Below are 20,188 nucleotides of genomic sequence, written 5' to 3' on the forward strand. Positions count from 1 at the left end.
GATTAATTTAAGTGAGCTTATTTTCATGGTGTTAACGACAAATAATAACTGTGCTATTGCACAAGGTGATAGCAAGGCGATAGTGATTGAAACTAAACAGCTATGTCGTCATTTTGGTCAAGGAGACACTTTAGTTAAAGCCCTGTCTAATGCTAATTTAACAATAAATAGAGGGGAGTTTACCGCGATTATTGGCCCTTCAGGCTCAGGCAAATCAACCTTATTGCAACTTATTGGCGGTTTAGATACTCCTAGCTCTGGTGAGGTACTTTTAGATAATCGACATATTAGCCAAATGACAGGAACAGAGTTATCTGACTTTAGGCGCGATCATATAGGTTTTATTTTTCAAGCGTATAATCTGATCCCCGTGCTAAGTGCGAAAGAAAACATCGAATATATTATGTTGCTACAGGGGATATCGCCTGCCGAGCGAAATAAGCGAGTTAAACAAATACTGCATGCGGTTGGTTTAGAAGGGCTGGAAAACAGACGCCCTGCTGAGCTTTCTGGTGGACAGCAGCAACGTGTCGCGGTAGCACGAGCTATGGTATCCAAACCAAGTATTATTTTAGCGGATGAGCCAACCGCTAACTTAGACTCTAAAACAGGCGCAGACTTACTCGAAATGATGAAAACGCTCAATGAAGAGCAAAATATGACCTTTGTTTTTTCTACTCATGATCCAAAAATTATGGAGCGTGCTCGGCGTATCATTCGTTTAGTTGATGGCTGTATTGTTGATGATGAGCGCCGTGATTAATGGCTAATAAAACATTATGCTTGGTTTGCGCCCTGCTCTACAGTCAAACTTGTTTTGCAGACAATACCGTGTTTACTGGCTATTTAAAAAGCTATGCGCTTGGCCAAGATAGCATCACCATTGATGCCAGTGATGGACTAAGTGAGCAACAAGCAATCTCGGGAAATTTTCAATCGCAAAATGCGCTTAGGTTAATGGGCTCATACCTGTCACCTTCAGTAGGAAATTTTGAGCTACATTATGAACTACAACCCTTGTACTTTTCTAATACGGACTTTGCCAAAAATTCCGGTGGTTTAGGCGCAACCATAGCAACGTCTGAAACCCAGTATCGTTACAAAGACTTTGATACTGTGATGACTGAAGTGGGTAATCATGGCGTAATTTTGCAAAACCTAGATAGAGCGAATTATCAATACAGTCATAAGTATGGCGATTTAACTATTGGCCGACAGGTAGTTTCCTTTGGCTCTGCGCGTTTTATTAACCCAACCGATATCTTTTTACCTTTTGCTATTCAAACCTTAAATCAAGAATATCGAGTAGGTATTGATGCTATTCGATTTAAGGCCGATGTTGGTGATTTCGCTATGATTGATGCCGGCGTTATTATTGGCAAAGATGCTAACAAAGCCAATAGCGCCGCATTTTTACGTGGTAAAAATTCTATCGCTGGCAATGATATTGAGTTGATGATGGTAGCTCTTGATGATGCTTGGCTTGTTGGTGGTGGTATAGAGCGAGCTATTGCTGATTTTGGCTTTTGGTTTGAAAGTGCTTATATGAGCTGGCATCAAGATGCGCAACTGCCAACCAAGCCCTCAGAAACGGTACAGGCGTATACTAATAATTATTGGCGTGCTTCTATCGGCAGTGATTACGCGATAAATGAAGATATTATCGCTATGTTTGAATATCATTATAATGGTGCAGGAAGCGCTAATGCGCATAACTACCATCAACTGCCACAGCAAGCACCTTATCAAAAAGCTGGCGTGTTTTTATTGGGACAACACTATTTGATTCCTGCTGTTACTTGGTTAGCCTCACCATTGATTTCTGTAAGCGCTAGTGCCTTTTATAACCTTGATGATCACTCTATATTTATCAATATTAGTAGTGAAACCAGTTGGACGGATAACCTATATTCTGATTTTGGTGTATTTTTAACTCATGGTGAAAATATGCAATATCAGTCAAATTTAGCCATGGATAATTATCGCTTTGCCTCAGAATTTGGTGCTTATCCATTGAGTATTTTTGCCAGCGTACGTTATTACTTTTAGGGATTGTTATGAATAAAGTGCTTATTTGTTTAATGGTTATTCTGCTAACAGCATGTGATAAGGCAACGGATAATAAATTGGCGTTGGGAACCTTAGAGCGTGATCGTATTGCTCATACGGCGACCGTTAATGAAGTTATTGTGCAGCTGCCTGTACAGCCTGGCTCTCAGGTGAAGCAAGGTGATATTTTAGTGGTGCTAGATACGCGTTTACAAGAGGCAGCGTTAGCCAAGGCTCAGGCTGAGCTAGGACAAAGTCAGGCACATCTAGAAAAATTGCGACGTGGCGCGCGCGAAGAAGAAGTGGCTCAAGCCAGTGCTAATGTTGCTGGCGCAAAAGCAGCTCTCATTGAAAGTGAAGCTAACTATAAACGTGTAAAAAATCTAGCCGAGAATAATTTAACCAGTGAAGCTAACCTAAGCCGAGCATTAGCGTCGCGCGACAAAAAGCTAGCGGCCTTGCATGCATACGAAGAAGCGCTTCGCCAATTAACAAGCGGTACACGGATTGAAGATCTCAATATGGCTGAAGCTAATTTACAGGCCGCCAAAAGTGTTGTTATCAGCGAGCAAAAGAAGTTGTCTGATTTAACTATTAGAGCAACACGTGATGGCATACTTGATAATCTACCTTGGAATTTAGGTGAAAGAGCCACTCAAGGCAGTCCATTAGCCATTGTTTTGGCTGGTAAAGCACCTTATGCCCGTGTTTATATACCTGAGCCATATCGTGTTGCTATTAAGGTGGGAGATACTTTAAAGGTGCGCGTTGATGGTTTAACAGAAAAGTTCACAGGAAAAGTGCGCTGGATAGCGCATGATCCTGCTTTTTCGCCTTATTATGCGTTAAACCAGCAAGAGCGTGCTAGGTTAATGTACTTAGCAGAAGTGCAATTACCTGATACAGCCTTTGATTTGCCTAATGGTTTACCAGCACAAGTAGAATTGCCATGAGCGAATTAGCCATTAACGCAAGACAACTAAGTCGTAATTTTGGCTCGTTAAAAGCGATCCAATCATTAGACTTAGCTGTTGAAAAGGGCTGTATTTATGGCTTTTTAGGGCCAAATGGTTGTGGTAAAACCACCGCCATTCGTTTACTTACCGGTTTGTTAAGGCCAAGTTCTGGCAGTGTTGAAGTATTAGGACAGCAATTGCCTAAATCAGCAAATAAATTGCGTATGGAAATTGGTTATATGACGCAAAAGTTTTCTTTATATGATGATCTTACTGTAAAAGAGAACTTGTTATTTTTAAGTAAAATATTTGCCATTCCAGCTAAACAGCAAAATAAGCGTATTCAAGCCTTGTTATCTCTATATGAGTTAGATACCAAAGCTAACCAAATGGCTGGCAGTATGAGTGGCGGACAAAGGCAAAGACTCGCACTTGCTGGCGCAACAATTCATCAGCCTAAATTATTGTTTTTAGATGAGCCTACCTCGGCGGTAGATCCTGAAAATCGCCGTAATTTTTGGGAAAAGCTGTTTGAACTCTCGGATCAAGGCACCACTATTTTGGTATCAAGCCACTATATGGATGAAGCTGAACGATGCCATAAACTGGCAATATTAGAAGCAGGTATCAAACGAGCGGATGGTAAGCCTCAACAGCTTATGGAAGATATGAATGCGCATATTGTTGAAGTGATGGCCGATGATTTAAGAACGTTAAAGCAGGAACTTATGCATTTGCCTGAGGTTATTTCTGCGGCTCAATTAGGGGCAAGGTTGCGAGTGCTAGTGAGTAAACAAGTAAAGGATGTGAAGCAGTTTATGTTAGCGCAGCCAAGTGTGAAAGCGACAGATGAATTGGCTATTGTTAGGCCAAGCTTGGAAGATGTTTTTGTTACCTGTACTGGACAGGGACGACAATGATTTCTTGGCAACGAGTACAAGCGATTTTTTCAAAAGAGCTTACCCAGTTAAAGCGCGACAGAATGACCTTTGGCATGGTGATAATGATCCCCTTGATTCAATTGTTATTATTTGGTTTTGCTATCAATACCAATATTCGCCATATCCCTGTTGGTGTTATAGATCATAGTCAGTCTGGTTTAAGCCGGGTACTGATACAAACAATTTCTGCAACGCAAGTGGTTAGTTTTGTTGAGCATTATACTAGCCAAGCGGCTGCGGAACAGGCCTTAGCGAGTGGTAATGTTCGTGCGATTCTTATTATTCCTCAAGATATAAGTCAGCGTTTGGTTCGCCATCATACTGTTGGCTTGGCATCACCAGCAGCGACAGATGAAGAAACTAGCCGACCTATAGCTCAGTGGTTAGTCGATGGTGCTGATACTATGATTGCTGGCGCAATTAAAAGCTTACGAGCTATGCCATTGAGTGAATTGTTAGATAAACCAGCAAACAGGCAAATACCCACTTTTGAAGTGGCCTTGTTCTATAACCCAGAACAAAGAACTGTGGTAAATATTGTACCTGGTTTAGTTGGCGTTATTTTAACTATGACCATGATAATGTTTACTTCAGCCGCCATTGTTAGAGAAAGAGAGCGTGGTAACTTAGAAATGTTAATTACTACGCCTGTTAAGTCATATGAGCTGATGCTAGGTAAGATCATTCCCTATATATTTATAGGCTTAGTGCAAGTCACTATTATCTTAGGTTTAGGTTACTGGGTCTTTTCTGTGCCAATTAACGGGGATATGTTAGCACTGCTAGGTATTACGCTGCTATTTATTGCCGCGAGTTTAGTGCTTGGTTTAGTGATTTCAACCATAGCGAAAAACCAATTACAGGCGATGCAGATGACAGTGTTTATATTGTTACCATCAATTTTGCTGTCCGGGTTTATGTTCCCCTATGAGGGCATGCCAGCTATAGCTCAGTATATTGCTGAAGCCTTGCCCGCTACCCATTTTATGCGCTTGATTAGAGGAGTGGTATTACGCGGCGTTGATATGTTTGATATGAGCTTTGATGTTTATTGGTTGATGGCTTTTACACTAATAGGCTTGCTTGTTGCTTCACTGCGCTTTAAAAAACATTTAGATTAATTTTCGACTATAATTAACCAACATATCTTTCATTATCAGTTAATAAATTAGCAACTTCGGCAGTATGATAAATAAAATACTTCACTTTACAGTGCTTTTGGCATTCGCGCTCTTGGCGTGTCAGCGAATGGCATTAGCTGAAGGTAGTGATTATCATTTACATATTAATAGCGAAATTATGGTGCCTTATAACTTTTATGACAATAACGACAAAGTTATAGGTATTAATATTGAAATTGTTAAAGCTTTACTGGAACGTACCAATATTAGTGCAGATATTAATATTTACCCTTGGGTGCGTTCATATCAACTTACCTTAAAGCAAGGCAATGCGGGGTTAATGTCGACCGCGAGAACTATTGAGCGAGAATCACAATTTAAATGGGTTGGTCCGTTAGCCTCTGGTGAGGGCTATTTGTATCAATTAAGATCTCGCACCGATATAAAAATCAATTCGTTACAAGAAGCGCAAAATTATTTAGTGGCTGTTGTGCGTGGTGATGTTTATCAAGATATTTTTGAAAAACTAAACTTTCAGGTTAACAAAAATCTGATGTTATTTAGTTACAATGCCGAATATATTAAGCCGTTTTTAGCGGGCAAGGTTGACTTGATATTGGGATCAGATATTGTCTTACCTTATATGCTAGCAGCGGGTGGTAGCAATATTGATGCGGTGAAAGCCGTGGTAAAGATACCTGATACGCAAGGCAATTATTTAGCCTTGAATAAGAATGTTCCTGATGATGTTGTAAAAAAACTCAATAACGCTTTGGTTGAGCTTAAACAAAGTGAAGAGTACGATAAGATAATTAATAAATATAAGCGCTTGGCAAATACTTATTCAACCTTAGGTTTGTATAAGAAATAGTGCTAAATCTAACCAAGCAATAACAGTAAGATTATTTAGGGAAAAATAGTGCTCTTACTTAAAGATAAATTTATAAAATACTTACAAGTTGGAACTAGCAGATATTTAGACAGTGAGCGAAATAGAACCATTTTTATGGTGAATTTATTTAGCTTCGTTGGCTCTTCTATTACTGGTGCGCTTGCTCTGGTGGCTCTTCTTGATAGTAACTACTTGCTATCAAGTGTATTGATTGTGTCTAGTGTTTCTTTTTATCTAGGTCGATTTTTACAGCTGGCTAATTACAGTAGCTATTTATCTTCTGCTGTTATTTTATTTTCTTTATATATATTAATGTTTTACCTTGTGCAGTCAGGAGGAGTTAATAATACCGGGCCTTTGTGGATTTTTATTGTTGCCCCGGTAACCTTTTTTATTAAGGGCTTAAAATATGGCTTAGTTAGCTTACTTTGCTTTATTTTTGTTATCTTGATACTGCTCTTTTATCAAGATGGTCAACTGCTTAGTACTGAGTATTCAACAGATTTTAAATTACGCTTGATATATTCTTTCGCAACTACCTCTTTCCTATCTGCATATTATGAATATTCAAGGCAGCAATCTTATGATCATTTACAGCAACTCTCTAAGCGCTACAAACGTTTAGCGCGTATTGATCCGCTAACTGGGCTATCAAACCGTCGAGATGCTTTAGCGGCACTAAACTATGAGCAGATGCGGATGGCAAGAGACAAGCAACAGCTGGCTATTATATTATGTGATATCGACTTTTTTAAGCGAATAAATGATAGCCTTGGCCACGATGCTGGCGATAAAGTCTTGATAGAATTATCTAAAATGTTTGAAAATTTAGGTAGAAATCAAGATCTAGTAGCCAGATGGGGCGGCGAAGAATTCTTGTTTATGCTACCGGCAACACAGCTAGAGGGAGCGTTACATTTTGCCGAGAGTATTCACCAAAGCTTAGCTAAAAAGGTTATCACCTATCAAGAACACGAAATTAACTTAACGGTCAGTTTAGGTGTGGCAATGCTTGATAATGATACTGATATTAAATCAGCTATAAGTGAGGCTGATAGTAACCTTTATAAAGCAAAGTATGCTGGTAGGAATCAAACTTGGCATAGTAATAAGGTGACTTAAGTTATGGCCCACCCTGCAGGAGTCGAACCTGCGGCCTTCGCCTCCGGAGGGCGACGCTCTATCCAGCTGAGCTAAGGGTGGTTAATAAGCCTTGTTTTTAGGCTCTTTTTGCTAAGAGCACTTACGCTGAAGGCAGGCGCGGCAAATACTATAGTTAATGGTTAAATTTGTCTAGCGAATAAAAGCAAATACTCACGATAAAAAAGGCTAGTTCACTGATAAAAGTGTACTTTATTGGTAAAACTGCCTAAAGTTAGCAATACATATTTCTTTTATAATAATAGCTTATCATGATGAAAGCTTTGCTCGGTATTTCTATAACACAAGCGTTGATGCTGTCGATGTCGACCTTGTTGTTATTGTCTTCCTTTTCTGCTGATGCTCAACAAGCGAAAGTTGAGCAAGTTACTCCGCAGCTATATGTTAAAAATGTCTCACGTACAGGAAAAGTAGCCTTTAGGCGCACGCAAAATTTATCTTTTAAAACTTCTGGCTATTTAACACGCCTTAATATTGATGAGGGGCAAGTTTTTAAACAAGAGCAAGTGCTGGCATCATTAGATATTACAGAGTTGCGAGAAGAAAAGAACGCAACTTATGCTCGACTGCTGCAAGCTAAACGCGAAGTAAATCGTGTTACTGCATTGCTATCTAAAAACTTAAGCTCTGAAAAAGAGTTAGATTTAGCTAAAACGGAAGTTGAGACAACGCGTGCAGCGTATAAAGTTGCTTATTATAATTTGGAAAAATCACAAGTTGTTGCGCCATTTGATGGTGTTGTGGTTAAGCGCTATTCAGACCTTAACGAATTACAATCTCCTGGTCAGCCAATATTACAAGTTGCAGCATTAGAAAATAACCTTATTGTCAATTTAGCGCTTACTGCGGAAGAAATGGCATTAGTGAATTTAAAGCAAGCGGCTAGAGTCAATATTTCCGGCGTTGGCGTAATAACAGGCTGGGTAAGTAAAGTGCCAGCTAGTGCCGATCAGCAAAGTAATTTATTTTGGGTTGAAGTATTACTGCCTGCACTTGAGCAGCGAAAACCTATTGTTATCGGGCAACTTGTCGAAGTTAATTTAGCTTTAACTGCGAATGAATATGTTTATCCTCTACCTATTGCAGCTTTAACCAGTATGGATGATAGAGGTAATGCTCAGATTGTTGTTCAGCAACAAGGGGAGTTTGCATTACAAAGTTATACTGTGGAATATTTATCAAATGATGTGATTTATTTATCTGCTCAAGCAGCCTCCCCTGCACTTAATGTGGTTACTCAAGGATGGCAACATTTAACCTATAAGTCGCAACCACAAAATAACGAGTAATTATTATGAAATTGCCAAGGCTTGCGATTAATAATAGCCAATTTACCTTAACCATTGCCCTACTTATGGTGTTAATTGGTGTTGTGTCATATTTTCATATGCCGCGCTCTGAAGATCCTCAATTTGACTTGCCTATTACTTTAATTGAAGTGGTTTATCCTGGCGCCTCTCCTAGTGATATGGAAACTTTAGTGGTTGACCCGCTTGAGCAAGAAATAACCGATATTGAAAGTATTAAAAAAATAGAGTCAGAAATACATAATGGCTCGGTAAGGATCACTATAGAGTTTCTTTATGGTACTGATGCTGATGCTGAAGCTGCTTTTAATAAGGTTAAACAAGCGGTATCTACAGTAAAACCTAACCTTCCTGCGGGTATAGAACAGCTATTGGTACTTAAAGCAACGCCTACGAGTGTTGCTATTATGCAGTTAGCATTATGGACAGAGCCAACTGATTATAAAACCATGGAGCTGCATGCAAAGCTTCTGGCTAAGCGTATTGAAACCATTGCTAGTGTCCGCCAAGCAGATATTTGGGGTTACCCAAGACAAGTGGTTGCCGTTGATGTTGATTTAGCTAAATTGAAGCACTATGGCATAGCATTAACTGAACTGACGCAAGTGCTACAAGGGCGAGCATTAAATATCACGCCAGGGTTTGTTGATGCCAATATAAGACGTTTTAATGTTAAAGCCAGTGGCAACTTTACCAAAATCGCCGACATTGAAAATACCGTGATTAAAACCTCTGCTGATGACGAACAGCAAAATTATGCCGTGTTACGGGTAAAAGATATTGCTAAGGTCAGTTTTGCCGATGCACACCCTAGCTATTTAGCTTATTACCAAGAAAAGCCAGTGATTTTTCTTACCGTGCAACAGCGAAAAGGTAGCAATATATTTGATCTTACAAAGAGCATTAATAAGGAAATAGCTGAATTTGAGCAAAATTTAGCGGTAGATCTTAAGGTTGCTAAGTTATTTCAGCAAAGTGATAGCGTTGAAGTCAGAGTCAATGGTTTCTTTAATAACTTGATGCAAGGCTTAGTTATTGTCGGGCTGATGGCGTTATTATTTTTAGGGTTTAGGGAATCTATTGTTGTTATTACCGCTATTCCAATTTCTTTTTTAGTGGCAATTGGTTGGTTAGATTTCACCGGTTTTGGCTTACAGCAAATGTCGATTGTTGGCTTAATCATAGCGTTAGGTTTATTGGTTGATAATGCCATTGTAGTAACCGAAAGCATTCATAGAGAAAAAGCACAGGCAAGTACTATAGCGCAAGCCGCTACAGTCGGTACCAGTAAAGTCGCTTGGGCAATTTCTAGTGGTACAATCACAACCATGTTGGCATTTTTACCTATGCTAATGCTTAACAGTAGTACTGGTGACTTTATTCGCTCTATGCCTATTACTGTGGTTTTGGTGCTATTGGCATCACTGTTTGTTGCTTTAACGCTAACACCTTTGTTGGCAAGTAAATTATTTAATCTCTCTGACGATGATAAAACAGCTAAGTTAAAATCTTTGCAGCATTACTTAAATGCTTTTGCTGAGCGATTTTATCTCGCATTGGTGAAAAAACTGATGACAATACGTGTTGTCGTTATTGCCATTGCACTTGCTTGTTTGCTTGCCACGCTATCCTTATTTGAACAAGTGGGCGTTAGCTTATTTCCTAAAGCGGAAAAGCCAATGATTTTGCTTGATGTAACCACACCAGCAAACTCTTCTCTTGCTTATACAGACTCTGTTATGCAGGAAGTCAGCCAGCACTTGAAACAGTTTTCACTTATCAGTGAAGTCGCGTTGAATGTTGGTAATTCTAACCCAAGAATTTATTATAATGAGATCCCTAAGCGGGGCATGATACGTTTAGGGCAAGCATTAGTTATTTTGTCTGAATATGATGAAGCTAAAATTAAAGCGCTTGTCTCGCAATTACGCCAAGATTTTAGTCAGTGGCAGCAAGCCAAAATAACCGTCAAAGAATTTACCCAAGGCCCAGTAACGGACCAACCCATTGCTATTCGATTAATTAGTGAGTCGTTACCTGATTTAGCTAAGGTCGCTAATGACTTAGCGAAAAAAATGCGCTCAACAACAGGGGTAATTAATATTGATAACCCTATTGGTATGGCTAATACCGAGTTAAGTTTAACCATAGATTATGATAAAGCAGCGCTAAATTATATTGATATAAATCAGCTAGATAATACGGTAAAGACTATTTTATCCGGCACGAGTGTTGGCAATTTTAATCATGACAATGGTGAAGACTACCCTATTCTGGTTCGCAGAGATTCGCCAGAGCTTGAGCGCTTTGCCAATATAGAAATAACCAATAAGTTAGGTGATTCAATTCCATTATCACAGGTAGCTAAATTAACCTTAAGCCAAGGTGATACGGATTTCTTTCATTATCAAAAGTTGCGTATGGCTAAAGTGTCAGCAGATGTTGATATTGGTCACTCGGTTGGTGAAGTAACGCAGCATTTAGTTGATTATATTAATGACTATCAATTACCTCAAGGCATGTATTTTACCTTAGGCGGTGAAGAAGAGTCTCGGCAAAACTCTTTTGCTGGCTTAACTAAAATAATGTTGATAACAGCTATAGGAATTTTTGCCGTGCTGGTACTGCAATTTAACTCTATTTTACAGCCAGCAATTATATTTACTTCTATTCCGTTTGCTATGGCTGGTTCTATTATTGGCTTGTATTTAACTGGCTTGTCTTTTTCTATGATGGCATTTGTCGGTTTAATTAGCTTGTTTGGTATTGTGGTAAATAATGCCATTATCTTAATTGATACCAGTAATCGTAATATTAAGGCTGGTATGGCAAAACGTCAGGCAATATTGGCAGCAAGCAGTACTCGCTTTACGCCAATATTGCTAACAACGTTAACAACCATAGGTGGTTTAATTCCATTAACCTTATTTGGCGGCTCGTTGTGGCAACCTTTAGGTGTGGTATTAATTTCGGGCTTGTGTGTTTCAGCGCTGTCGAGCTTTTTACTGGTACCTATTTTAACTGAGCTATTTACTCGTCATAAATAATTATTTCATTTGGTATAAAGCTAGTTTTGGCTTTGGCAATACGCTGTTATTTCGTTATATAATGGCTAAAAAAGCAAAGGGTAAATAACAATGGAAGTCATAGGCTCAACGGGTTACTTTATAGCAGCCTTTGCATATCTCATCTTTATTTTATTGTTGTTAGCTGCGCGCAATAGCATGCTAACAGGTCGGTTATTATTACTCGCTTCGTCTTTAATGCTGGTTTCAGCCGTTGCCGCAGGGTTTCAACCGAAACAAGGCTTTTCCCTCTTACCTGTACTTGCGCTAGAAACGGTAAAATTACTGACTTGGTCGGTATTAATTTTATGTACACAAGCCAATATACATACATTTAGTGAATTAATTCGCCACGAAAAAATTAAAAAGTATTTAGCTATTACCTTAGGTTTATCTGTGCTTTGCTGGCTGTTAGCTATGACAAGCTCGTCAGGCGCTAAGTATATTTTCTCTTTATTTTTATTACTTAATTTATGGCTTTTGGTGTTACTCGAACAGCTGTATCGCAATGCTGATGTTAAGGTTAAGTGGGCGTTATGGTCGCTTATTATTGCCTTGGGTATGATCACCGTATTTGATTTTGTCTTGTTCGCACAAGCAGCCATGGTAAATCAACTAGACTTTTCTTATTGGTATGCTCGCGGCTTTGTTGCCACAGTAGCTATGCCGCTTATATTAATTAGTACCCGCAGAATAAAAGACTGGTCTGTTAATGTTTTTGTTTCCAGAGAGGTTGTTTTTTACAGCTCAATGTTACTCATTTCCGGGCTGTATTTATTGTTATTGGCGACGGCTGGCTACGTTATTAACTACTTTGGTGGTGCTTGGGGAGATGTAATTAGTATCGCTTTTGTTATTTTGGGCGGTACCGTATTAGCAGCGTTGTTAATTACGGAAAAACTGCGTCGAGAAGTAAAAGTCTTTATAACTAAACACTTTTTTGCCAATAAATACGATTATCGCATTGAGTGGTTAAAATCTATTGAGCAACTTGAAGAAGGGGTTAGCGATGATTATTACCACACTGCAACTCAAATCATTTGCTCAACATTAAACATAGATAAAGCAGCGCTTGTTAAAAAGATGTCAGCAGAGCACTATGCTTGCATGTATCAGCAAAACTTAGCCTTGGAAACAGAGCAGCTGTATCATTTAGCCCCAGCTGATGAGTTTTGCCAAAAATATAACTGGATTATTGATGTTAGAGAATATGCTAGCGTTGAACAGAGCTATCCAGAGCTTGAGTTAGATATTGATTACTGCCGAGCACAAGGGTTTGATATTTTAGTGCCTATATTTAAAGAGAAGGTATTTTATGGCTTCTTTTTATTGGCATTGCCTGCTGAACAAGGCTCGTTAAACTGGGAAGATAGAGATTTATTATTTGCTTTATCTAAGCAGTTAAGTAATTACCTGTCGCTTAATGAGGCTAATGAGAGTTTAGCTGAATCGAAGCAATTTGAAGCCTTTCACCGAATGTCTGCTTTTTTAGTCCATGACTTAAAGAATATTCAAGCACAATTGGCACTGATTAGCAGCAATGCTAAGCGCCATCGCAATAACCCAGAGTTTGTTGATGATGTTTTTGACACCATAGACTCGGCAACCATGCGCTTAGAAAAGGTGTTAACACAATTGCGTAATAAGCAAGTTGCCGAATCAGAGAAAAAAGCTGTGAGTATAAATAAACTTATTGAGCAAGTCGTTGCCCAGCGTAATGTTCAACAACCGCAAGTTTCGGTTAGTATTGCCTCTGAAATTGCTATGGAAATAGATGCAGAAACCTTTTCATCGGTTATTAATCATTTGCTTCAGAATGCGCAAGAAGCGACAAATGATGATGGCTGGGTTAAAATAACCGCGGAGTTGATAAAAAACAATTTACACTTAGCCATTGTCGATAATGGCAGCGGTATGTCAGCAGATTTTATTCAGCACAGATTGTTTAAGCCATTCGATACCACAAAAGGTAATGCCGGTATGGGAATTGGTGTTTATGAAGCTAAGCAATTTGTTGAAAGCTTAGGCGGTACTATGCAGGTCACTAGTTTTGAAAATGAAGGTAGCCTGTTTAATATTAGTATTCCTATTAAGGGCTAAAAAGGTTAAAGGAAAATAATAATCAATGGAAAAATTACTCATTGTCGATGATGATTTAGGTGTACAAAAACAGCTGAAATGGAGCTTAGCTGATTATGAAGTTATTTTGGCTGACACACGTGAAAGTGCGATAGCTGCAGTTAGACGTCATGAGCCAAAAGTTGTCACCTTAGATTTGGGATTACCACCAGATGCTGCGAATGCCAGTGAAGGTCTTTTAGCGCTGAAAGAAATCTTAGAAATTGCCCCACACACTAAAGTTATTGTAATTACAGGTAATGATGATAGAAGTAATGCCCTAAAAGCGATAGAAATGGGCGCGTATGACTTTTATCAAAAGCCCGTAGATGCCGATGTCATTAATGTTATTGTTTCTAGAGCTTTTAGTTTAGCTGCCATTGAAGGTGATAACCGCAGTATGAAGGCCGTAATAGGCTGTGATACGGGTATTATTGGTAGTAGTGAGGGGATAGATAGGCTTAGAGTTATGGTGCAGCGAATTGCGCCGACAGAGATTACCGCCCTGCTGCTAGGTGAAAGCGGTACAGGTAAAGAAGTAACCGCTAAAGCAATTCACCAAGTCAGTAATCGCAAGGAAAAACCATTTATTGCCATTAACTGTGCTTCTATTCCGGAAAATTTACTTGAAAGTGAGTTATTTGGCTTTGAAAAAGGAGCATTTACCGGCGCACATAAAACCACGTTAGGCAAAATTGAGTGTGCTCAAGGTGGTACGCTGTTTTTGGATGAAATTGGTGATATGCCATATAACTTGCAGGCGAAACTATTACGCTTTTTGCAAGAGAAAGTCATTGAGCGATTAGGTGGCCGCAAAGAAATTCCTGTCGATGTTCGCGTTGTTTGTGCAACGAATCAAAACTTGCAAGATATGGTGGCAAGTAAAGAGTTTCGAGAAGATCTGTTTTATCGCATAACAGAAATTACACTGAACATACCACCTCTTCGCGACAGAGAAGAAGATGTACTGATATTAGCGAATTTCTTTTTAAAGCAATACGCTACTGAGTATAAACGTAATGTTAAATCATTTGCTACAGATGCTATGCAGGCATTAAGAACGCACCAGTGGCCGGGTAATATCCGTGAATTACAAAATAAAGTTAAATCATCTGTGATCATGAGTACAGGCACACAAGTAACGGCATTCGATTTAGGCTTTTTTGATCAGGAAAATGCTGAATATGAGTTATCACTGAATCTGAGAACTGTGCGTGAACAAGCAGAAACAATCGCTATTCAAAAAGCGTATGCGTTAACTGAAGGCAATATGTCGAAAACGGCTGAGTTGTTAGGCATTACTCGCCCTACCCTGTACTCGCTTATTGAGAAGTATGACATTGCCATAAACGAGTAGTCACGCCCTACTCTAACGCTAACTAAAAAAGCGAGTGTATTAACACACTCGCTTTTTTATTGTTTAATATGTTCAGCCTTTAATTTTCTGCTTCTTTACTTTGCAACTCAGCATATTCGCGATTTTTTTGCTTCAATAGCTTATCTATATATCGCGTCATTTTGACTTTTTGTTGAATCGAGGTTTCTAAAATTTCTTCTACTTCACGTAAAACATTTTTTATATTCTCAACGTTTTCACTGGAGTTAACCACTAAAGGTTGAGCTTTTTGCTCATTGGTTAGGTTTTGTCCATTTAATGAGCCGGTTAACTCTACCGCCATTTCTTCCGCCACTTCATTGATGGCATTAATGGTTATTGTTTCTAGCTCTTCAAGAAAGCCAAATAGCAGCAAGCGATCAACAAAAATATTAATTTTACGAGGAACACCAAGCGTCTTTTCAAAAATCAGCTTGAAGGCATCATCAGAAAACAAGGTTTCTTTATTACAATTTGCTTGGCTTAATCTATGATTTATATAATCTTTTACTTCTTCAAGGTTTAGGGGCTTTAAATGTGCAGAGGCAATAATTCGTTGGCGAAACTGCTCCATATCAGGGGCTGATATGATGTCTTTTAGCTCTTCTTGTCCGAGTAAAAAGCTTTGTATAAGCGGCTTATTATCTAATTGAAAGTTAGATAGCATACGTAGCTCTTCAACGGTTTCTGCAGGCAGGTTTTGTGCTTCATCAACTAATAATAATGCCCTTTTGCCTTGGTTATGTAATGTCACTAAGAAGTTTTCGATGCTTTGCAGAATATCGGCTTTATTGTTGCCTTCAACGGGAATTTTAAACTCTGCGGCAACTAGCTCTAGTAGCTCTTCTGGTGCAAGTTTTGTTGTTACAAGTTGCGCGGCAACGATATTTTCATCGGCGATATTGGCAAGTAAATTTCTTGCAATAGTGGTTTTACCTGTACCAATTGGGCCGGTAATTACAATAAAGCCCTCCCCTTGATCTAAGCCGTATTGCAAGTAAGATAAGGCTCGTTGATGATGGCTCGTTGCAAAGAAAAACCTAGGATCTGGGCTTAGCTGAAACGGGCGTTCGGTAAAGCCATAATAACTTTCATACATGTTAAAATTCTTTTGTAATATTGATTGAAGCTCTGGCTTCAGTATAAGTTCTGTCTATGCGCGAAGACTCGCGATCAAGAAATTTCAGTGAGATAAAGGTTGTTAAAGAGTGCGCTAATTTTTTGTTATAAACCGCTTCAACGACTTTGTAGGTATCTGTTTGCCTTGGCCCTTGAGGGTTCTCTTTATCAAACGTGTTATCGTAATAGCTGGTAATTAAGCTAATATCACTTTTAGGGCTTAGTTTACGTGTAATATCAAAGCTAATATCAAAGTATTCGTCAATAATGCCTGTAGCCAATGCTTCTCGCTCTCTGGCAGAAACATTAAGAGTAAAATCGGTGCGTGATAATGAAAGCACTGACAACCAGGCTAAGCGTTTATTCAGTGTAAACTCATTGTTCTCTACAGGCGTTAAGCTTGAAAGAGGCACTAAAGAGAAATTAGTGTCAGCAGGTGGTTGGTTTTGGGCAAAGCAATCAGTTAAGCTGATATTGCTACTTCCCTGTGGAATTGGACACCAAAACAGGCCTAGCTCTTCTGCAATGTAGGTATTACGGTCAAAGACTTCTATAGATTCATCGTAAGTAATGTTATTGGTTAAGCGCTTTGCTTTATGATTGAAATTAAATTCATAAGAGTCACCAAAAAAGCGCTTGCTATAACTAGCGTACAGGGATGTTCTTGGCGAAGGTTTCCAGTCTAAACTCGCAGCGACATAGTCATCGCTTGTGGTGTCTTCTTTATCGACATAATTGTAGGATAAATCGAAAGAAAAGTGGCGTGTTGGAATAAATCTTAGCCCAGGACCCCAGGATGGCGTTGTGCCAGGCGAAGTACCCGCTAAATTTCCTTTAATATCTTCATTGTAATAGCGAACAAAAGGGTTAACGTGATATGAAGTGATAGCACCAAGCTTAACCTCCATAGTGTAATTTTCACCGTCTAAATCTTTATTTTCCCTGTAGCTGTATTGACCATCTACTTGCCAAAAAACATGGCGTGCACTTTGGCCATTGCTACTTTCAATTAGTGCCGTGTAGCCTTCACTTTCACCTATGTTATCCTCGGTTTCTATTAGGTTATAGACAAGCGAAGAATTTAATTGGTGAGCGTTGTTGTTAAGGTTATATTGGAAGCCAGCAAAGTGCTTTTTTTGTTGGATGGTATCACCAGAAACTAAATCAGCTAGACTATTACTGGTTTCATCTTTACTGATATTGGTTATAGATGAGCGAGCAATAAATTCAGGGCCGCCGTCCCACATTGACCATAAAAAATTTAAATTGGCTTCTTGAAAGTCATCATTTAGATCGCTGTCATGACTATAAGCTGCGAAGGTTTCAGTGCCCGTAAATGACATTTTTAGCCTTTTAGAAAGGTATTCGGTTTCTAAGCCAATAAATGCCTGACTGACTAAACTTGATTGCTTGTCAGTGTTCACCAACTCAACATTATTAGAGTATGTTTCGGTTAAACCAATATTGGGATCAAAAGTCCACTCTCCAGCTATGGTCGCTGGTGATAACGTGAGTAGAGATACCAATGCATATTGCGTTGGTATCTTTATGCTTTTATTGATGCGACTTACCGTAGCCATAACCATAGTAGCCATAGACATCCTTTTTCGACCTAATTGTCTTGTTCATCACCAGACCAATAGCCATATCTTCATTTAATTGAGATACTGCGCGTTTTACATCATCTGTTTTAGTTTTTGACTCTTCCACAACAACAATCGCTTGACCGACAAGATCTGATAAAACCGGTGTTTCTGTAACACCTAAAATTGGTGGGCAGTCAAATATAACGATACGATCTGGGTAACGCTCTGCCAGCTCTTTTGCCAGTTGTGCCATACGCTCACTTGCCAATAACTCATTGGTTAGATGATGCGGTTTGCCAGCGGGAATGAGCTTTAAATTATCAATATTAGTACTGTAGATAATATCGGAAATAGACGGTACTTCAGCTAATAAGTACTCTAATAGCCCTTTTTTACTTTCAAACTCTAGTTCACGATGTAAGCTTGGTCTTAATACGTCAGCATCAACTAATAACACGGTTTTGTCTTGTTCTAAGGCAATACTTAACGCTAAATTTATCGCGATATAAGTTTTGCCCTCGTTAGGACTTGAGCTGGTTACCATGATCAAGTTGCCGTGATTTAGTGTTTTAGCCGCTAAGCCAAAGGCATTGTTAAGTAGTTTTCGCTTAATGTGGCGGAACTCTTCTTGAATATGGTGTGTACTATCTGGGCTATAAATAAAGCCCCTTTCAGTCAACCTTTCACCATTAAGGGTTATTTTCTCTTTTGGCTTACTTGGTTGAGTTTCAGCGACTATAGCTTGTTTATGCGGCTGAACTAAGTTCGCTTCTTGTGTTTCTTTCGGCTGCTCTTGCTGAACTTGCTTTTGTTTCGCCAAGGCTTTCTCAATGGTACTCATGGCTTAGAAAATCCTTTTTAGTGGTGCTTGAATCAAATCAGGAAATAAGAAGTAGCTAACAAATAGCATTAATACACACAGTAATAAGATATTTGAGCCGATAAATAATAAGGTTTTCTTTCTATGCCATTTTTGTAGACCTAAGTTTTCATTGGCTGAGATAACGCCAAATATTGGTACCCCTGTAATTTTTGATAGTTGACTGGTAGAAGTAGCAACAGGGCTTAATTGACTCATTAGTAATGATAAAGCAATACCTACACCAGCACCTACTACAGTAACTAGCGCAAATAATACATAGCGCGCAGGTCCTGAAGGTTTAGTGGCAGCTCTAGGTGGATCTATCACTCTAAATTGAATTTTATCTGTAGTTTCGTCTGCTTGTTGTGCAAGTTGAGCCGTTTCTTTTCTTGATAGTAATTCTTCGTACTTATTTTTGGTTATTTCATAGCCCCTGTTAAGTGCGACTAGCTCAGCTTCTATTTCTGGTAACGTATGAATTTTACTTTCTAGTTCAATAACGCGTTGACGATAATCGTCTGCCCTAACATTGAGTGAAGCAATAAGGTTTTCCAACTGGTTTACTTGAATTTGCACTTCTTGTAATACCGGGTTGGCATTAAATTGATTTAAGTTATTGCTGTTATCACTGCCTTGAGCTAAAAACTTTTCTATTTCAGCGGTACGCTGCTTGTTTAGGTGCTCTAAACTGCGGGTTACTTCGACAACATCAGGGTGTCTATCAGTATAACGAAGTTTTAACATATCCAGTTGCGCCTCTAACTCAGCAATACGGCTATCGTAAGTGGTCTGGATAGTGTTGTCTGTTTTAATTTTATTATCACCAGTCGCTTTTGCTGTCGAAGAAATTGACTCTGCTAATTGCTGCTTTGCTGATTCTAATCGGGTTTTGTTTTCAAGAATTTCAAGCTCGATTGACTTAAGTAACTCTTTGTTTGAGTTTAACTTATTGTAATAACCACCTGATTGATCAGGTAAAATTCCGCTATATTTTTGTTTAAAGTTTGTTAGGCGTGCTTCGGCTGCAGTAAGGCGATTTTCGTAATCTTTAATTTGCGCATTTAAGAATTTTTGCGCGCTATCAGAATCACTACGGGTTTCACCTAGGGTATTTTCAATAAAAACAGTTAAGGCAGATTGCACAATGTTCTTTGCCATTTCAGGGTCTTTATCTTCAATAGCTAAGGTGTAGATGTTTTCTCTACCTGCACTGGTGATTTCTATATCTTCTTTGAGTTTCCCAATGATTTTTTCATATTCTTCAGCCGTTGACGCTTGTACATCAAGGTCTGTCATTCTAGAAATACGCTCTAGGTTTGGCCTACTAAGTAAGGTTTTCACCATTAATCGTATTTGCGTGTTAGGATCGGTTTCTACCGTTAAGCCTCTTAATAATGGTCTAAGCAATGATTGCGTATCTACATACACTCGTGCTTCTGATTCGTATACATCTGGCATAGTTGCAACAAAATACCAGCCTATAGGGCATATAAGCCAAGTAGATATAATGATATATCGACGTTTAAGCCAAATTCCTTTTAGATAATCAATTATCTCTTCAAGTATTTCCTGCATTCCTAGCCTAAGGCTCCTTCAAGTATTAATCGTGAAAATATAGGGTTAATTTAGTTTTTCA

General features: G+C 38.9%; 15 protein-coding genes and 1 tRNA gene. 11 read left to right on the plus strand and 5 right to left on the minus strand.

The genetic code is table 11. The features are described from left to right. Window positions 1-25: 25 nt before the first annotated feature. The 7 genes from EMK97_RS11615 to EMK97_RS11645 all read left to right on the plus strand — a co-directional run bounded on the left by EMK97_RS11615 (window position 26) and on the right by EMK97_RS11645 (window position 7,081). Window positions 26-763, plus strand: a complete 738-nt coding sequence (locus EMK97_RS11615) for an ABC transporter ATP-binding protein (RefSeq protein WP_130602344.1) — start codon at window positions 26-28, stop codon at window positions 761-763. Then, entirely contained in the window at window positions 763-2,049 is a 1,287-nt protein-coding gene (locus EMK97_RS11620; protein WP_130602346.1) for a hypothetical protein, read from the plus strand. Before EMK97_RS11615 ends, EMK97_RS11620 begins: the two co-directional genes overlap by 1 nt. An 8-nt stretch (window positions 2,050-2,057) precedes the next feature. Next, window positions 2,058-3,002, plus strand: coding sequence for an HlyD family secretion protein (locus EMK97_RS11625; RefSeq protein WP_130602348.1), 945 nt, complete (start codon window positions 2,058-2,060; stop codon window positions 3,000-3,002). Next, entirely contained in the window at window positions 2,999-3,925 is a 927-nt protein-coding gene (locus EMK97_RS11630) for an ABC transporter ATP-binding protein (protein WP_130602350.1), read from the plus strand. The genes EMK97_RS11625 and EMK97_RS11630 overlap by 4 nt, the downstream gene beginning before the upstream one ends. After that, window positions 3,922-5,067: an ABC transporter permease gene (locus tag EMK97_RS11635; RefSeq protein WP_130602352.1), complete on the plus strand. Its 1,146-nt coding sequence runs from the start codon at window positions 3,922-3,924 to the stop codon at window positions 5,065-5,067. The genes EMK97_RS11630 and EMK97_RS11635 overlap by 4 nt, the downstream gene beginning before the upstream one ends. Window positions 5,068-5,194: 127 nt before the next feature. Then, entirely contained in the window at window positions 5,195-5,938 is a 744-nt protein-coding gene (locus EMK97_RS11640) for a substrate-binding periplasmic protein (protein ID WP_211342239.1), read from the plus strand. A gap of 48 nt (window positions 5,939-5,986) precedes the next feature. After that, the gene (locus EMK97_RS11645; RefSeq protein ID WP_246028773.1) at window positions 5,987-7,081 is read left to right on the plus strand and encodes a GGDEF domain-containing protein; all 1,095 of its coding nucleotides are present in this window, start codon (window positions 5,987-5,989) and stop codon (window positions 7,079-7,081) included. 4 nt (window positions 7,082-7,085) lie between these two features. Here the strand turns inward: EMK97_RS11645 and EMK97_RS11650 are convergent. Next, window positions 7,086-7,162 (minus strand) — tRNA-Arg (locus EMK97_RS11650). A gap of 209 nt (window positions 7,163-7,371) precedes the next feature. Here EMK97_RS11650 and EMK97_RS11655 point away from each other — a divergent pair. The 4 genes from EMK97_RS11655 to prsR all read left to right on the plus strand — a co-directional run bounded on the left by EMK97_RS11655 (window position 7,372) and on the right by prsR (window position 14,967). Further along, the gene (locus tag EMK97_RS11655) at window positions 7,372-8,409 is read left to right on the plus strand and encodes an efflux RND transporter periplasmic adaptor subunit (protein WP_130602356.1); all 1,038 of its coding nucleotides are present in this window, start codon (window positions 7,372-7,374) and stop codon (window positions 8,407-8,409) included. Window positions 8,410-8,414: 5 nt separating this feature from the next. Continuing rightward, complete coding sequence (locus EMK97_RS11660) at window positions 8,415-11,474, plus strand: efflux RND transporter permease subunit (protein ID WP_130602358.1); 3,060 nt, start codon at window positions 8,415-8,417, stop codon at window positions 11,472-11,474. Between the two features lie 90 nt (window positions 11,475-11,564). Next, window positions 11,565-13,592, plus strand: coding sequence for an XrtA/PEP-CTERM system histidine kinase PrsK (gene prsK / locus EMK97_RS11665; protein ID WP_130602360.1), 2,028 nt, complete (start codon window positions 11,565-11,567; stop codon window positions 13,590-13,592). A 25-nt stretch (window positions 13,593-13,617) separates the two neighbouring features. Continuing rightward, window positions 13,618-14,967, plus strand: a complete 1,350-nt coding sequence (gene prsR / locus EMK97_RS11670; RefSeq protein WP_130602362.1) for a PEP-CTERM-box response regulator transcription factor — start codon at window positions 13,618-13,620, stop codon at window positions 14,965-14,967. 79 nt (window positions 14,968-15,046) lie between these two features. Here prsR and EMK97_RS11675 read toward each other — a convergent pair whose 3' ends face one another. Genes EMK97_RS11675 through EMK97_RS11690 form a run of 4 tightly spaced genes read right to left on the minus strand, consistent with a single transcriptional unit; the run spans window position 15,047 to window position 20,127 of the window. Beyond that, window positions 15,047-16,084, minus strand: coding sequence for an XrtA/PEP-CTERM system-associated ATPase (locus EMK97_RS11675; RefSeq protein WP_130602364.1), 1,038 nt, complete (start codon window positions 16,082-16,084; stop codon window positions 15,047-15,049). 1 nt (window position 16,085) lies between these two features. Continuing rightward, entirely contained in the window at window positions 16,086-17,699 is a 1,614-nt protein-coding gene (locus tag EMK97_RS11680) for a TIGR03016 family PEP-CTERM system-associated outer membrane protein (RefSeq protein ID WP_130602366.1), read from the minus strand. Further along, window positions 17,659-18,531, minus strand: coding sequence for an XrtA-associated tyrosine autokinase (locus EMK97_RS11685; protein ID WP_130602368.1), 873 nt, complete (start codon window positions 18,529-18,531; stop codon window positions 17,659-17,661). Before EMK97_RS11685 ends, EMK97_RS11680 begins: the two co-directional genes overlap by 41 nt. A gap of 3 nt (window positions 18,532-18,534) precedes the next feature. Then, complete coding sequence (locus EMK97_RS11690) at window positions 18,535-20,127, minus strand: XrtA system polysaccharide chain length determinant (protein WP_130602370.1); 1,593 nt, start codon at window positions 20,125-20,127, stop codon at window positions 18,535-18,537. Between the last annotated feature and the right edge of the window lie 61 nt (window positions 20,128-20,188).

The sequence above is a fragment of the Litorilituus sediminis genome (assembly GCF_004295665.1).
Taxonomy (GTDB): Bacteria; Pseudomonadota; Gammaproteobacteria; order Enterobacterales; family Alteromonadaceae; genus Colwellia; species Colwellia sediminis.

Excerpts from the sequence above, each read along its gene's own strand:
- EMK97_RS11615 (WP_130602344.1), top strand. The coding sequence starts at position 26 with ATGGTGTTAACGACAAATAATAACTGTGCTATTGCACAAGGTGATAGC.
- EMK97_RS11620 (WP_130602346.1), top strand. The coding sequence starts at position 763 with ATGGCTAATAAAACATTATGCTTGGTTTGCGCCCTGCTCTACAGTCAA.
- EMK97_RS11625 (WP_130602348.1), top strand. The coding sequence starts at position 2,058 with ATGAATAAAGTGCTTATTTGTTTAATGGTTATTCTGCTAACAGCATGT.
- EMK97_RS11630 (WP_130602350.1), top strand. The coding sequence starts at position 2,999 with ATGAGCGAATTAGCCATTAACGCAAGACAACTAAGTCGTAATTTTGGC.
- EMK97_RS11635 (WP_130602352.1), top strand. The coding sequence starts at position 3,922 with ATGATTTCTTGGCAACGAGTACAAGCGATTTTTTCAAAAGAGCTTACC.
- EMK97_RS11640 (WP_211342239.1), top strand. The coding sequence starts at position 5,195 with ATGGCATTAGCTGAAGGTAGTGATTATCATTTACATATTAATAGCGAA.
- EMK97_RS11655 (WP_130602356.1), top strand. The coding sequence starts at position 7,372 with ATGATGAAAGCTTTGCTCGGTATTTCTATAACACAAGCGTTGATGCTG.
- EMK97_RS11660 (WP_130602358.1), top strand. The coding sequence starts at position 8,415 with ATGAAATTGCCAAGGCTTGCGATTAATAATAGCCAATTTACCTTAACC.
- prsK (WP_130602360.1), top strand. The coding sequence starts at position 11,565 with ATGGAAGTCATAGGCTCAACGGGTTACTTTATAGCAGCCTTTGCATAT.
- prsR (WP_130602362.1), top strand. The coding sequence starts at position 13,618 with ATGGAAAAATTACTCATTGTCGATGATGATTTAGGTGTACAAAAACAG.
- EMK97_RS11675 (WP_130602364.1), bottom strand. The coding sequence starts at position 16,084 with ATGTATGAAAGTTATTATGGCTTTACCGAACGCCCGTTTCAGCTAAGC.
- EMK97_RS11680 (WP_130602366.1), bottom strand. The coding sequence starts at position 17,699 with ATGGCTACTATGGTTATGGCTACGGTAAGTCGCATCAATAAAAGCATA.
- EMK97_RS11685 (WP_130602368.1), bottom strand. The coding sequence starts at position 18,531 with ATGAGTACCATTGAGAAAGCCTTGGCGAAACAAAAGCAAGTTCAGCAA.
- EMK97_RS11690 (WP_130602370.1), bottom strand. The coding sequence starts at position 20,127 with ATGCAGGAAATACTTGAAGAGATAATTGATTATCTAAAAGGAATTTGG.